Genomic DNA, 13,954 nt, shown 5'->3' with positions numbered 1-13,954 from the left:
CGATAATATGAGTATTCGGTAACATTTGTGTGGTTGATTTGTCGTTGTTCACCGCGGTTTTCGTTACTCCCCATTATTGTCCTTTCAGACTCTGAGGAAATAATCGCTTATTTCCCCACCGCACCGGGTTGTTGATTTCGTTTATCCAGGGAATCTGGATAGCTTTCACCTGCAAAACTAAAACTAAACATTCAGAGAAACAGACGTCATGAGAAAGATACTCGCCATGATCCTCTGCCTTAACGTGGTTGCATTCAGCCAGACAGCGTTCGCAGAAGATGAAAAGCCCGTTGATGTGTTACTGATCGGCGGCGGCATTATGAGCGCGACGCTGGGGACATACCTTCAGGAATTAGAGCCGGACTGGTCAATCGACATGGTCGAGCGTCTGGACGGTGTGGCGCTGGAAAGCTCCAACGGCTGGAATAACGCCGGTACCGGGCACTCTGCGCTGGCTGAAATGAACTACACGCCGGAAAAAGCGGACGGCAGCATCGACATTTCCAAAGCGGTCGAAATCAACGAATCCTTCCAGATTTCCCGTCAGTTCTGGACTTATCAGGTACAGAACGGCGTTCTGCACAACCCGCGTTCCTTCATCAACAGCACGCCGCACATGAGTTTTGTGTGGGGTGATGACAACATCAATTTCCTGCGTAAACGGTTCGCGGCGCTGCAACAAAGCACGCTGTTCCGTGGCATGGAATATTCAGAGGACCCGGCGCAAATCAAACAGTGGATCCCGCTGGTGATGGAAGGTCGTGACCCGAAACAGAAAATCGCGGCGACTCGTATTCCGATCGGCACCGACGTGAACTTCGGTGAAATCACCCGTCAGCTGGTAGCTTCACTACAGAAAAAACCCAACTTCTCACTGAGCCTCGGCCATGAAGTGCGCGGCATCAAACGTAACCCGGATAACACCTGGAACGTGACGGTGGCTGACCTGAAAAATGACGGCAAAGAAAGCGTCATCAAGGCGAAATTCGTCTTTATCGGTGCGGGCGGCGCATCCCTGACCCTGTTGCAGGAATCCGGTATTCCTGAAGCGGATAACTACGGCGGCTTCCCGGTCGGCGGTCAGTTCCTGGTGACGGAGAACCCGGAAATCGTGAAACGCCATCTGGCGAAAGTGTACGGTAAAGCTGCCGTCGGCTCCCCGCCGATGTCCGTTCCGCACCTCGACACCCGTATTCTTGATGGTAAACAGGTTCTGCTGTTCGGGCCGTTCGCGACCTTCTCCAGCAAATTCCTGAAAAACGGTTCCCTGTGGGATCTGTTCGGCAGCGTGAATTTCTCCAACATCATGCCGATGACCCACGTGGGTATCGACAACTTTGATCTGGTGAAATATCTGGTCAGCCAGGTGATGTTGTCCGACGAAGACCGTTTCGATGCATTGCGTGAATACTTCCCGGACGCGAAGAAAGAAGACTGGCGCTTATGGGAAGCCGGTCAGCGCGTACAGATCATCAAGAAAGATGAGAAAGAAGGCGGCGTTCTGCGTCTGGGCACCGAAGTGGTCAGCTCCAAAGACGGCAGCATTACCGCGCTGCTGGGCGCATCACCGGGCGCATCTACCGCGGCACCGATCATGCTGCACCTGATGGAAAAAGTGTTCAAAGACAAAGTCGCCACCCCGGAATGGCAGGCCAAACTGAAGGAAATCATCCCTTCTTACGGCACTCAGCTGAACGGCAACGTTGCTGCCACCGAGAAAGAACTCGGCGACACCAGCCGCGTTCTGATGCTGGACAACCCGCAGCCTAAAGCGGCAGACCCTGCACCGGCGGCAGAGACAAATGCTGCACCGAAAAAAGAGCAAAAAGTCGTCGCTGACGTCGCGCTCTGATCGGATTTATTAAGCTGTGATTTTGAAGGCGCGGGAAACTGCGCCTTTTTTGTTTCTCTCTTTCCGCCACTTTCCTAAAAACCCGATTTAGCACGAATAGCGCATTCTTTGTACGGCTCACTTCCGCTTTAAAACCCTTTAAAACGGTTAAAAAACCCAGGCAGGTTGCGGGCTGTGAGGGAGATCACATCATTGGCTACCGTTTTTTTGAAACGTTAAATCCTTTTTTAAATTATGTAGTGATAATGTTATATTCGTAGCCATCATTTGAAAAAATGAAGTTTCAGTAACGATCCCGCGTGTTTTTTTGCTAATTTCTTGTTCGATAGTCTTAACAAAACAGAACTGAACATTTAGAGAAACAGACGTCATGAGAAAGATACTTGGTATGCTTCTCAACCGTGACTCACTGGGTGCCAGCGAGCCTGCGGCCGCAGAAGACGAAAAATCCGTTGATGTATTGCTGGTCGGCGGCGGAATTATGAGTGCAACGCTGGGGACGTATCTCCGGGAACTCGAGCCGGACTGGTCGATCCACATGATCGAACGCATGGATAGCGTGGCACAGGAAAGCTCCAACGGCTGGAACAATGCGGGCACCGGTCATGCGGCGCTGGCAGAAATGAACTACACCCCGCTGATGCCCGACGGTTCTGTCGACATCACGAAAGCCGTGGCGATCAACGAAGCCTTCCAGGTTTCCCGTCAGTTTATGGCGTATCAGGTGCAGAAAGGTGTGCTGAATAATCCGCGCTCTTTCATCAACAGCGTGCCGCACATGAGCTTTGTCTGGGGCGATGACAACATCAGTTTCCTGCGCAAACGTTTCGCTGCGCTTCAGGAAAGCACCCTGTTCCGCGGGATGGAATATTCGGAAGACCCGGAACAAATCAAACAGTGGATCCCGGCCGTGATGGAGGGCCGTGACCCGAGTCAGAAAGTCGCTGCGACACGCACCACGGCAGGCACGGACGTTAACTTCGGTGAAGTGACCCGTCAGCTGGTTGACGCGTTACAGAAAAAATCCAACTTCACGCTGGCGAACGGTCAGGAAGTGCGCGATATCCAGCGCAACCGCGACAAGACCTGGCGCGTCACCATTACCGATCTGAAGCACAGTCACAAACACCACGTCGTGAATGCGAAATTCGTTTTCATTGGCGCGGGCGGTGCATCGCTGACGTTGCTGCAAAAATCCGGCATTCCGGAAGCACGTGAATACGGCGGCTTCCCGGTTGGCGGTGAATTCCTGGTGACTGAAAATCAGGACGTGGTGAAACGTCATCTGGCGAAAGTTTACGGCAAAGCCGCCGTGGGCGCGCCGCCGATGTCCGTGCCGCATCTCGACACCCGCATTATCGATGGCAAACAGGTTCTGCTGTTCGGGCCGTTCGCCACCTTCTCGAGTAAATTCCTGAAAAACGGTTCCCTGTGGGATCTGTTTGGCAGCGTGAACAGCTCCAACTTACTGCCGATGACGCACGTCGGCATGGGCAACTTCGATCTGGTGAAATATCTGGTCGGGCAGGTCATGCTGAGCGATGAAGATCGCCATGCCGCGCTGAAGGAGTTTTTCCCGCAAGCCGAGCAGAAAGACTGGAAACGCTGGGTTGCCGGACAGCGCGTGCAGGTCATCAAAAAAGATGGCAAGCACGGCGGCGTTTTGCGTCTGGGCACGGAAGTGGTCAGCGCGAAAGACGGCAGCATTGCGGCATTGCTGGGCGCCTCTCCGGGGGCATCGACAGCGGCACCTATCATGATGAAATTGCTGGAAACGGTCTTCAAAGAGAAAGCCGCCAGCGTTGAATGGCAGGCGAAATTCCGCGAAATCATTCCGTCCTACGGCACTAAGCTGAACGGCAATGTGGAAGCGACCCGGAAAGAGCTGCTGGAAACCAGCCGCATTCTCGGGCTGGAAATCCCGTCAATGGAAACGACGCCGGTTGCCGATGTTGTGCAACTCCGTCCGCTCGATGTGCAAACTAAAGAAGAACCGAAACAACCTGCGGATATCGCGCTGTAGGTTCGGATCCCAGAAAAACAAAAACCGCCTTGATTTCTCAGGCGGTTTTTTTATGCTCAGAATTCCGATCTACGCGCCGGAAAGCGGTTTTGCGATATTCGCTGCTTTCACACGCGCCGTTTCGTTCTGTGATTCCAGCACAATTCTCGCCAGCGGTGTGTCTTCGTGATAACGCGTTTTATCATCCAGCCCTTTGGAATATTTGTTGTATTTCCACCACGCATATCCAAGGAAAAGTACCAGCCCGCCGACGTTATAAAACACGATGGTAATAATGCTCGCACCGGTCGGGAAGGTCGAAGCAATAAACCCGACGGTGAAAATCACAATCAGCGTACTGACGATGGTGATGCCCTGCATTCTGGAACCCATTTTAAAATCGCGTTCGACGTCATCGTATTTCAGCCGCAGGTTCAGATACGCCAGCATAATAAACAACGGCGGAAGCATGGACGCCGCGGCGGTCATGTTGATCAGCGTATTCATTAATTCCTGCACGCTGTTGGAGCCTAACGTTGGAATTAACATCAGCGGGATAACGATTAAAAACTGGATCCACGCCGCACGCGTCGGAACGCCGTGCTTATTCAGACGGATGGTTTTCTCACCAAAAATCCCCTTAGGAATTTCAGTAAAGAAGATTTTCACCGGCGCGGCCGTCCACATCAGCAGTGATCCGAACATCGCGGTGAAGGAAACCACGCCGACAAAACGGTTCATCAGGACGGCCGGTAAACCATAGTGCGCCGATAATCCTTCAAAAACCTGTACCGTGCCGCCGGTGAAATGCAGCGCGGACTGCGCCACAAAAACGTTAATCAGCAATGACGCGACGGAATACAGCACGCCAATCACCAGCCCGGAAATGATGATGACTTTCACAAACGAACGGCTGCCGCCTTTAACGTCATTCACATAAACCGCGACGGATTCCGCACCGCCTGCCGCCTGGAATATCCACGCGATAATGCCTAAGAATGCCCAGTTAAAGTGCGGCGTCATGGCTTCCACGTTAATCGGGTTCGCCGGTTCCACGCCGCCAATTAATGCCGCGCCCGCCAGCACAATATAAGAGAACGTCAGCAGCAACATTAGCGTGGACGTCACCGACGTCATCGGGCCGAGTAATTTCGCCCCGCTGTTGGAAATTAATGTCGAAAATGCGAACAGACAGATGCTGATAATCGCCGTGGTGATGGGCGTGAAAATATAGTCGTGCCCTAAAAAGGCGTACGACGCATAAGCAATGACGCGCGGAAGCAACGCCGTGAAGAAGAATAAATTCACGAACCAGTAAGTGTAGGCGGTCATAAATGCCCAGCGGCCGCCGAGTGCGCTTTTTACCCAGGCATAAACCCCGGCTTCCGAGTTTTTATTCAGCGAGACAAACTCGGCGATGATCAGACAGAACGGAATAAAGTATATGATCGTCGCCACCAGAAAGACCGGCGCAGAGGCGATGCCTAACTGAATATTGTTATTAATGACGTTATTGAAGCTAAAAACGGCGGCAAATGTCATGGACAACAATCCAAATTTACCGATTGTGTTTCTGCTCGACCCGGCCATAAGTTCTCCAGAATTTCATTTTGTAGGGTTTACCCTTCATACTTCAAATTGCAGGTGTGTTGGCTGCACTTAGTCACCCGAATCACTTACTTGTGTAAGCTCATCGGGATTCCTGCATTTGCCGCCTTCCTGCAACTCGAATTATTTTGGGTAAGATTTTTATTATTTATTAACGAAATAACTTTCTTCGATGGTCACTTTTAAGATGACTTTTTTGACGTCTTTTTCCGGCCTGAACCGGCTGGCTTCGTGGTTTTCAAAGATAATGACGTTGCCTTTTTGGGCCGTGATTTTTTCGCCGCAGCCGGAAAACAGCTCGCGGTCGGTTTCATCACAATAAGGCGCGATATTTTCCAGCGCGGATTTGGCAGCGAATTCGATTTCTTCGCGTCCTTCGAGGTAGTAATGCACGTCGAAATAACGGCGGTGGCCTTCGAACGTTTCCCGCTGAGGTTCCGCGCCGGACGCCAACCGGTACACCAGCGAATCCCCGATGGAGTGAAAAACGCCGGGGCGAAGTTTTTCAATATTATTAATGGCTTCCCTGCAGCGCTGCCATTTTTTCCCGGCAGGATAACGCTGCTGAAATTCAGCCAAAGACCCGAGAGTAATCATCAGTTTGCCTCCTGCGGCTGGATGCTGAATTGCGCGAGACTCAAGCTGTCGGTGTCCTGCTGGCGGAACGGTAACATCGTAAAACCGTAGCGGAATGCCGTGAAATACACGCGGTAGGAATCGAGCACTTCCGAGCCCCAGGAGTTCGAGCCAAGTCCCATGATCTGGTGATCGAGATTGAGCGTCAGGCAACTGTCCGGCGTGAGTTCGTCGATGTGCTGCGCCTGTTGCAACATTTGCGAGCTGTACGGCCACAGGCTGAAATTGAGCGGCTGGCGCGGCTGAATGAAAATGCCGTTGCCCGTTTTGTCACGCAGGCTCAGCCAGCGAACATCCTGCCGGTTGCCGTTGTCCTGCGGCATCGGGTAGTTCTCAAACAGGCTGGCCGCCGGTTGCTGATAATGGCCGATCAGGTTGGCCTGACGGCTGTCCGGATAGTTTTCACCCGGCCCGCGCCCGTAATATTCCACCTGTCCGAAACGGCGGCTGAGGCCAAAATCCAGCCCGATTTTAGGGATCACGTGGTTGAAATCGCCATACGGCGTGCCGGATAAATCCAGGCTGACCGCGCCCTGCGGCGATATCTGCCAGCGGTAAAAGCAGCGCATCCCAAAATCAAAGACCGGCGGCGCGATGACGCTGTGAACTTCAATCACCACGTCGTCATTTTGCTTTTTCCAGCTCATCGAGCGGAAATGTTGCTGCAGGATTTGCAGATGATTTGGCTGCCAGATCCCTTCGAACTCCGGCTTGTGGTTGTCGATAACCGGCTTGAAGAAGTTGAGTTTCGGCGCTCGGCCGACAATCTCTTCGCCGTCCGTCTGCCAGGATTTCAGCTCGCCGTCGAGACGGGAGAATTCCAGACGGAAGTTTTCGCCACAAACGATCAGCTGATTTTTTTGCTCGTCGCAGACCAGCGCAGTCGTGGCCTTATTTTCCGGAAAAACGTCCAGCGGCTGAGCCGCCTGCAACAACACCTGATAATGACCGAGCGGATAATTTGCTTCGTTGTAAGCGGTCGGGCTGTTTTTGCTGATGCGGATATTCAGGAAGGTTTCCTCCCCGCTGGCGGTGAATTCCGGCAGCGGAACCGTTTCGCTTTCACCGGATTGCAGATGCGGCAGGGCGATTTGATGATCTTCCAGACAGCGACCTGCCACCTGCACGGTCAGCGTCAGCGTGATGTCTTCCAGTGAGCTGAACCAGTAACGGTTTTTGACCCGCAGCGTATTGCCGGCGTGGCTGATTTCCACCGGGCACAACACCTGTTTGTATTCACGCAGGCCGGGGCCGGGAGTCTGATCCGGATAAATCAGGCCGTCCATGCAGAAGTTGTAGTTGTTCGGGTAATCGCCGTAATCGCCGCCGTAGGCATAGCGCGGCTGGCCGTTTTTGCCGGTTTCCAGCAAACCATGGTCGCACCATTCCCAGATGTAATGCCCCTGAAGGCTGGCGTGGCGGTTCATGACCGCCTGATATTCTGCTAATCCCCCGGGGCCGTTGCCCATCGCGTGGGCGTATTCGCAGATAATGCGCGGTTTGGCGTGCGGGTATTCGCCGAACGCATTCATCATTTGTACACGTGAATACATGGTGCTGATGACGTCGGTGACGTCGGCGTCGCGATCTTCTTCGTAATGGATCAGGCGCGCCGGGTCGAGGGCTTTGCAGCGCGCGGCCATCGCACGGATGTTACAGCCATAGCCGGATTCGTTGCCGAGCGACCACATGATGATGGACGGGTGATTTTTCTGCGCCATTACATGCCGCTCGATGCGCTCAACATAGGCGTGTTCCCAGTGCGGATCGTCGGTGATGCGGCTCAGATCGCCGACGTTCGCGAAACCGTGGCTTTCCAGATCGGTTTCGGCCATCACGAATAAACCGTAGATGTCACAGAGTTCGTAAAAGCGCGGATCGTTCGGGTAATGCGCGGTGCGCACCGAGTTGATGTTGTGCTGTTTCATCAGAATGATATCGCGCTCAACCCGCGCCATATCGACCGCGCGGCCTTTGCGATGATCGTGATCGTGACGGTTTACGCCGTGCAGTTTCAGGTAGCGCCCGTTGACGTAAAACAGCCCGTCGCGCACGCAGATATCCCGAAAACCCACGCGCTGCGGCACTACGGAAATCACGCTGCCCGCGTCGTCATACAACGTCAGCAACAACTGATATAACTCCGGATGTTCGGCGTTCCACTGGCGCGGCTGGCTGACCGGGATTTCAAGATGGCAGCGGGTTTCATCCGCGAGATAAAGGTCAGAGAAAGAAAGCTCCGCCACGCAATTTTCGCCATCCATTAACTGCGCGTGCAGGCGGTAGCCGTTCACAGGTTTACCGTGATTATGCAAAACGGTGTCAATTTGCAGCGTGGCGTCGCAGTAGTTTTCATCGAACGCGGTGACGACGGTCAGGTCCTGAAGATGCACGGCATTCTCTCCGGTCAGGGTCACATCGCGGAAAATCCCGGCCATCCACCACATATCCTGATCTTCGATATAAGTCGAATCCGCCCACTGCAAAACGCGCACCGACAACAGGTTTTCGCCCTGCTGCACAAAAGCGCTGATATCAAACTCTGCGCAAAGACGGCTGCCTTTGCTGAAACCCACGTAATGGCCGTTCACGTACACTTCGAAGTAGGTTTCGACGCCGTCGAATTTAATGAGCGTTTGCGCATTCTCCCACGAGGCATCGAGATGAAATTTCCGCTGATACGCGCCGGTCGGGTTATTGGCCGGAACAAAAGGAATGTCGATCGGGAAGGGGAAACCTTCATCGGTGTATTGCAACTGGCCGTGGCCTTCCATCTGCCACATGCCCGGTACGGCGATATCGCCCCAGCCGGATACCGGCTGATTATAGAATTCGTCCGGGACTAAAGCCGGGTGCTCAAAATAACGAAACTGCCAGCGTCCGCTGAGCAGCTGAAAATGCTGACTGGCCGAGCGGTCAAAGCTCCGCGCCTGCTGTGCATTTTCATAACTGAAAAAGCGGGCGCGCGGCGGTAAACGGTTCTCTGACTGCTTGTCGATGTTTTCCCAATTATTCACGTAATCTCTCCTGAGACGTGTTTCTATGGGAAATAAGATAGTAAATATTTAGTAAAAATAACTAAAAACATTTACCGATTGTTCAGGGGATCACAAAAATTAAATAATACGCAGAAGGATCATGCCGTTAATTTTTACTGCGACTGATGATCCTTTTTAAAGCCGGGGAATTTAGCGGCGGGTGGTGTCGCGCAGCTGGAGAGCGCTGGGTACAAACACGGAAAGCGGGACGCTGCGTTCATCACGCAGACGTTCGGTCAGCAGGTTAACGGCCTGCGCGCCCATGGTTTCGGACTGGATGCGAACCGTTGATAAAGAAGGGAAAACAAAGCGTGCGGTCGGGATATCGTTGACGCTGATCAGCGCGATTTGCTCCGGGATTTTCACGCCGTGTTCCAGCAGCGCGCGGGTCACGCCCAGCGCTATGGTGTCGGTGGCGATCAGCAGCGCCGGAGGAAACGGCGTGTTCTCCTGCAACATTTTCTTCGCGCACTGGTAGCCGGACTGGCTGGTGAAATCGCCGTAATAAATATCTTGCGGCTGGACGACGTTTTTCAGGCGGCCATATTCCACAAACGCCTGTTCGCGCTGGTCGGCAAATTCCGGGAGATCGCGCCCGCCGATAAAACCGATCCGCGAATAGCCCTGACCGATAAAGAAGTCGATCACTTTCTGGCTGATCTTAAAGAGATCAACGTTTACGCAGTCGAACTGTGGGTCTTCCATCACGCCATCAATGAAAACCACCGGGCTGGATTGCTGACTGAGCTGAGTGTGCAGCGCCGTTTGCGGCTGGCCGATAACCAGAAAACCGTCGGCGGCAGGCAGCGGTTTATCGCCGGTGAAGTCATAGCCAGAAATGAGGGTAACGCCGAGTTTTTCGCACTGCGTTTCAATGCCATAACGCATGGAAAGGTAGTAAGGGTCGTCGATTTCCAGCCCCTGACGGTAGGTGAAAAGCGCGGCGAAGGTCATCCGGTGCGTGGCGTTACGTTTGGACGGCGACAGTTTATATTCCAGGCGTTCTGCCGCTTCTAAAATCTTCTGCCGGGTTTGCGCTTTCACGCTCAGGCTCGGATCGTCATTTAGCACGCGTGAAACCGTCGCAACGGATACGTTCGCGGCCTCAGCGATTTCCTTCAAAGTAGCCATCAGCGTCTCATCATCAGGTAAACCAAAGCCGTAGCTTAATGTGATCAGCGGCTTATGTACACCCGCCCCGGATGCGTAAGCCCCCAAAATCTCCATGTGACAGGGTTAACGATTTACCGATATTTAAGTATATTTTAGTAAAATATTTACTAGACTGCGTTTTACTTTTTTACCTCAATTCTAAAAGTTCACCCTGAGCGAAGCGCAATCTATGAAGAAAATATCATTCCACAAAATGTTCATGATTTTATTATTCGCCTCGCCAATAAGTTCTTGGGCGCAGGAATCTGTCGTGCCCGCTGAACATAACGTTTTACCGTCACCGGAAATAACGCCAAAAAATGCAGGTGAAACCGCCTACCGTTTTTATGGCGAAATGGGCGGCGGCGGCAGCATCTATTTAAACGGTAAAGACCAGCACAAATACAGCGACGGCACCTATATCGAAGGCGGCCTGGAAATAAAGCACGGCAACTGGTTCGGGCTTATTTATGGCGAAGGCTGGACGGTGCAGGCCGATCATCACGGAAACGCCTGGGTGCCGGACCATAGCTGGGGCGGATTTGAAGGCGGTCTGAACCGTTTTTATGGCGGCTACCGGACCGATAACGGTACTGAAATGATCCTCAGTATGCGCAACGATTCTTCGCTGGACGACCTGCAATGGTGGGGCGATTTCACGCCGGAATACGGCTACGTCATTCCCAACACGCGCGATTTAACGCAGGCGGCAAAAATCCAAAATCTCACCGGAAAATTCCGCTACAGCGTGACTGCCGCACCGGAAAGCCGCGTGAATGAAAGTACCGCGTTGCTGCATTTCGGGAAATATGACCGCTATTCAGACAAATACACGTATCGCGCGATGGTCAACGGCTATACGCAATATGACCTGACCGAAGGCCTGACGCTGCTCAATGGCCTCGAACTTACCGACGGCACCGGGCAATTATTCCTCGCCGGATTGCAGGGAAAAAACCTCGCCGGGCGCGTCTGGCATCACACCGGCAAAGGCGACGGCAATCATCCGGGGAGCGAATCCGGCGCGATGGTCAGCGCCATGATTGAAGCGGTATCCGGCCTCTATTTCTCCACCGCCTACAGTTACGCCGAGCATCATTTAGATAACGCGGCGGACACCACGACATCCTACGCGCAGGCCGGTATCTGGTACGAATATTACGGTGGCCGGTTCGCCACGGCGCTCGACAGCAAATTTTATATGAGCAACGACAATACCGGTGCCAGCAATTCACTATTTCTGATGCAATATTTCTATTGGGGTAAATCATAATGAAAACCGTCAGCAAGCGTAAACCTGTTGCTTTATTTATCGTCGCAACATTATTTATTTCCGGCCATGTTATGGCTGAAACCGCCAATACCCTGCGCGCCGGTGAATATAAGAGCGTGATTAACCGAACGGGCGCGCCGGAATATATGCTCGATTATGATTTTGATGAACATCAGCGTTTTAATCCTTTATTTGACGACGGTTCGTGGCACGGACATTTATTACCGGCCAGCGCGGAAGGGATGGGCGGATTCCCCGGCCCGGCGTTGCTGACGGAAGAGTACATCAACTTTATGGCGGATAATTTTGATCGCCTGACGGTCTGGAAAGACGGCAAAAAGGTCCCGCTGAGCATGACTGCTTACAGCATTCCCGGTGCGTTAATTCAGACGCTGACTGCGCCCGGGATCCGTGTCGATCTGACGCTGCGTTTTGTCACTAACCGCACCTCGCTGCTGGAAACCAAAATCACCACCGACGCGCCGCTGGAACTGGTCTGGGACGGCGCATTGCTGGAAAAACTTCACGCTCAGGAGGGAAAGCCGCAGTCGGATAAAACCATCGAACAGGAATATCCCGGCTATACCCGAAAAATCATTCCCACCGCTGATGGTCTGCGGGTGACGTTTGGCAAAGTGCGTGCGGCTTCGAGCCTGATGACGTCCGGCGAATCGGAATATCAGATCCATAAATCGCTGCCGGTGCAGACTATCGCGCAAGGCCATCAGTTTACCGCGAAAGCCCAAATCGCCGGTTCCACCACGATTTACACCACGTATTCACATCTGCTGACTGCCGCCGAAGCGCAGCAGGAGCAGCCGAAAATTGCCGATATTCTGGCGCATCCGCAAGCCTATCTCGCTGCCTCGGAAAAGCGCTGGGAAGGTTATCTCAGTAAAGGACTGACCAACCCTCACGCGACGGCGGCGCAGGAACGCGTGGCGGTGAAAGCGATCGAAACCCTGAACGGCAACTGGCGCGGCGCGGCGGGCGCGATGAAATTTGATTCCGTGACGCCTTCGGTCACGGGACGCTGGTTCTCCGGCAATCAGACCTGGCCGTGGGATACCTGGAAACAGGCCTACGCGATGGCGCATTTCAACCCTGAAGTGGCGAAAGACAATATCCGTGCGGTATTCGCGTTTCAGATCCAGCCCGGTGATGCGGTTCGCCCGTGGGACGCCGGTTTTGTTCCCGATCTCATCGCCTATAACCTGAGCGCGGAACGCGGTGGCGACGGCACCAACTGGAATGAGCGCAACACCAAGCCCAGTCTGGCGGCGTGGGCGGTGATGGAGGTCTACAAAACGACCAGTGATAAACAGTGGCTGGCAGAAATGTATCCGAAACTGGTCGCCTATCACGACTGGTGGCTGCGCAACCGCGATCACAACCACAACGGCGTGCCGGAATACGGTGCAACGCGCGATAAAGCGCACAACACCGGCGACGGGAAAATGCTGTTTACCGTCAAAAACGGGCAAAAAGAGCAGAACGAATCAGGGCTGAAAAACTACGATCGCGTGGTGAAATCCGGCAAATACGACAGCATTGAAATCCCTGCGCAGGTTGCCGCTTCATGGGAATCAGGTCGCGACGACGCTGCGGCTTTCGGTTTCATCGATGCCGGTCAGCTGGCGAAATACGTCAAAAATGGCGGCAAAAAGCAGGACTGGCAGGTGAGCTTCGCCGAAAACCGCGCCGCCGACGGCACGCTGCTGGGCTATTCCCTGCTACAGGAATCGGTCGATGAAGCCAGCTACATGTTCAGCGATAACAAATATCTGGCTGAAATGGCTGACATTTTGGGCAGGAAAACTGATGCGGACATCTTCCGCACGAAAGCCAGCAAACTGGCGGAGTACATAAATACCTGCATGTTCGACGACCGCAGCGGCTTCTTCTATGACATCAGAATTGAGGAAAAACCGCTGGCAAACGGCTGCGCCGGCAAACCGATCGTCGAACGCGGAAAAGGCCCGGAAGGCTGGTCGCCGTTGTTCAACGGCGCGGCGACGCAGGCACACGCCGACGCCGTGGTGAAAGTCATGAAAGATGTGCGTGAGTTCAACACCTACGTGCCGCTCGGCACCGCGTCGTTGACCAATCCGGCGTTCGGCGCAGACATTTACTGGCGCGGCCGCGTGTGGGTCGATCAGCTTTATTTCGGCCTGAAAGGCATGGAACAATACGGTTATCGCAACGACGCCATCGTCATGGCGCAGGTCTTTTTCGACCACGCCGACGGCCTGATGACTGACGGCCCGATCCGCGAAAACTACAATCCGCTCAACGGCCAGCAGCAGGGCGCACCCAACTTTTCATGGAGCTCTGCGCATCTATATATGCTCTATAATGATTTCTTCGGACAGGGTAAGTTGAAATAATTCAGC

At 53.5% G+C, this 13,954-nt stretch carries 8 protein-coding genes; 4 read left to right on the top strand and 4 right to left on the bottom strand.

From position 1 onward, the window contains the following. The first annotated feature begins 208 nt into the window (after positions 1-208). Entirely contained in the window at positions 209-1,852 is a 1,644-nt protein-coding gene (gene mqo, locus BV494_RS16130; RefSeq protein ID WP_104923768.1) for a malate dehydrogenase (quinone), read from the top strand. Between the two features lie 370 nt (positions 1,853-2,222). Beyond that, positions 2,223-3,875: a malate dehydrogenase (quinone) gene (gene mqo / locus BV494_RS16125; protein WP_104923767.1), complete on the top strand. Its 1,653-nt coding sequence runs from the start codon at positions 2,223-2,225 to the stop codon at positions 3,873-3,875. A gap of 69 nt (positions 3,876-3,944) precedes the next feature. Here mqo (BV494_RS16125) and BV494_RS16120 read toward each other — a convergent pair whose 3' ends face one another. The 4 genes from BV494_RS16120 to ebgR all read right to left on the bottom strand — a co-directional run bounded on the left by BV494_RS16120 (position 3,945) and on the right by ebgR (position 10,267). Beyond that, positions 3,945-5,444 (bottom strand): amino acid permease, encoded by a 1,500-nt coding sequence (locus tag BV494_RS16120; RefSeq protein ID WP_104923766.1) that lies wholly within the window; start codon positions 5,442-5,444, stop codon positions 3,945-3,947. Positions 5,445-5,606: 162 nt separating this feature from the next. Beyond that, on the bottom strand, positions 5,607-6,059 hold the full coding sequence (locus tag BV494_RS16115) for a beta-galactosidase subunit beta (protein WP_104923765.1): 453 nt from the start codon (positions 6,057-6,059) through the stop codon (positions 5,607-5,609). Continuing rightward, positions 6,059-9,115 carry a beta-galactosidase subunit alpha gene (gene ebgA, locus BV494_RS16110; RefSeq protein WP_104923764.1) on the bottom strand — a complete coding sequence of 1,019 codons (3,057 nt, stop codon included), beginning with the start codon at positions 9,113-9,115 and terminating at the stop codon, positions 6,059-6,061. The genes BV494_RS16115 and ebgA overlap by 1 nt, the downstream gene beginning before the upstream one ends. A 171-nt stretch (positions 9,116-9,286) precedes the next feature. Next, entirely contained in the window at positions 9,287-10,267 is a 981-nt protein-coding gene (gene ebgR / locus BV494_RS16105; RefSeq protein WP_192938019.1) for a transcriptional regulator EbgR, read from the bottom strand. A gap of 235 nt (positions 10,268-10,502) precedes the next feature. Between ebgR and ygjJ the strand changes: the two genes are divergently transcribed. Together ygjJ and ygjK are read left to right on the top strand one after the other, a co-directional pair. Continuing rightward, a complete protein-coding gene (gene ygjJ, locus BV494_RS16100) occupies positions 10,503-11,561 on the top strand; it encodes a protein YgjJ (RefSeq protein ID WP_226790090.1) in 1,059 nt (352 codons plus the stop codon). Beyond that, positions 11,561-13,948: an alpha-glucosidase gene (ygjK, locus tag BV494_RS16095; protein ID WP_104923761.1), complete on the top strand. Its 2,388-nt coding sequence runs from the start codon at positions 11,561-11,563 to the stop codon at positions 13,946-13,948. Before ygjJ ends, ygjK begins: the two co-directional genes overlap by 1 nt. Positions 13,949-13,954 lie beyond the last annotated feature (6 nt).

It is taken from the genome of Rahnella sikkimica (assembly GCF_002951615.1).
Taxonomy (GTDB): Bacteria; Pseudomonadota; Gammaproteobacteria; order Enterobacterales; family Enterobacteriaceae; genus Rahnella; species Rahnella sikkimica.
Note: the sequence above shows the minus strand (reverse complement) of the source record. Positions and strands in the feature narration are given on the sequence as shown.

What these genes read in the sequence shown, in the direction of transcription:
- mqo (WP_104923768.1), top strand. Translation starts at nt 209, where the DNA reads ATGAGAAAGATACTCGCCATGATCCTCTGCCTTAACGTGGTTGCATTC.
- mqo (WP_104923767.1), top strand. Translation starts at nt 2,223, where the DNA reads ATGAGAAAGATACTTGGTATGCTTCTCAACCGTGACTCACTGGGTGCC.
- BV494_RS16120 (WP_104923766.1), bottom strand. Translation starts at nt 5,444, where the DNA reads ATGGCCGGGTCGAGCAGAAACACAATCGGTAAATTTGGATTGTTGTCC.
- BV494_RS16115 (WP_104923765.1), bottom strand. Translation starts at nt 6,059, where the DNA reads ATGATTACTCTCGGGTCTTTGGCTGAATTTCAGCAGCGTTATCCTGCC.
- ebgR (WP_192938019.1), bottom strand. Translation starts at nt 10,267, where the DNA reads ATGGCTACTTTGAAGGAAATCGCTGAGGCCGCGAACGTATCCGTTGCG.
- ygjJ (WP_226790090.1), top strand. Translation starts at nt 10,503, where the DNA reads ATGTTCATGATTTTATTATTCGCCTCGCCAATAAGTTCTTGGGCGCAG.
- ygjK (WP_104923761.1), top strand. Translation starts at nt 11,561, where the DNA reads ATGAAAACCGTCAGCAAGCGTAAACCTGTTGCTTTATTTATCGTCGCA.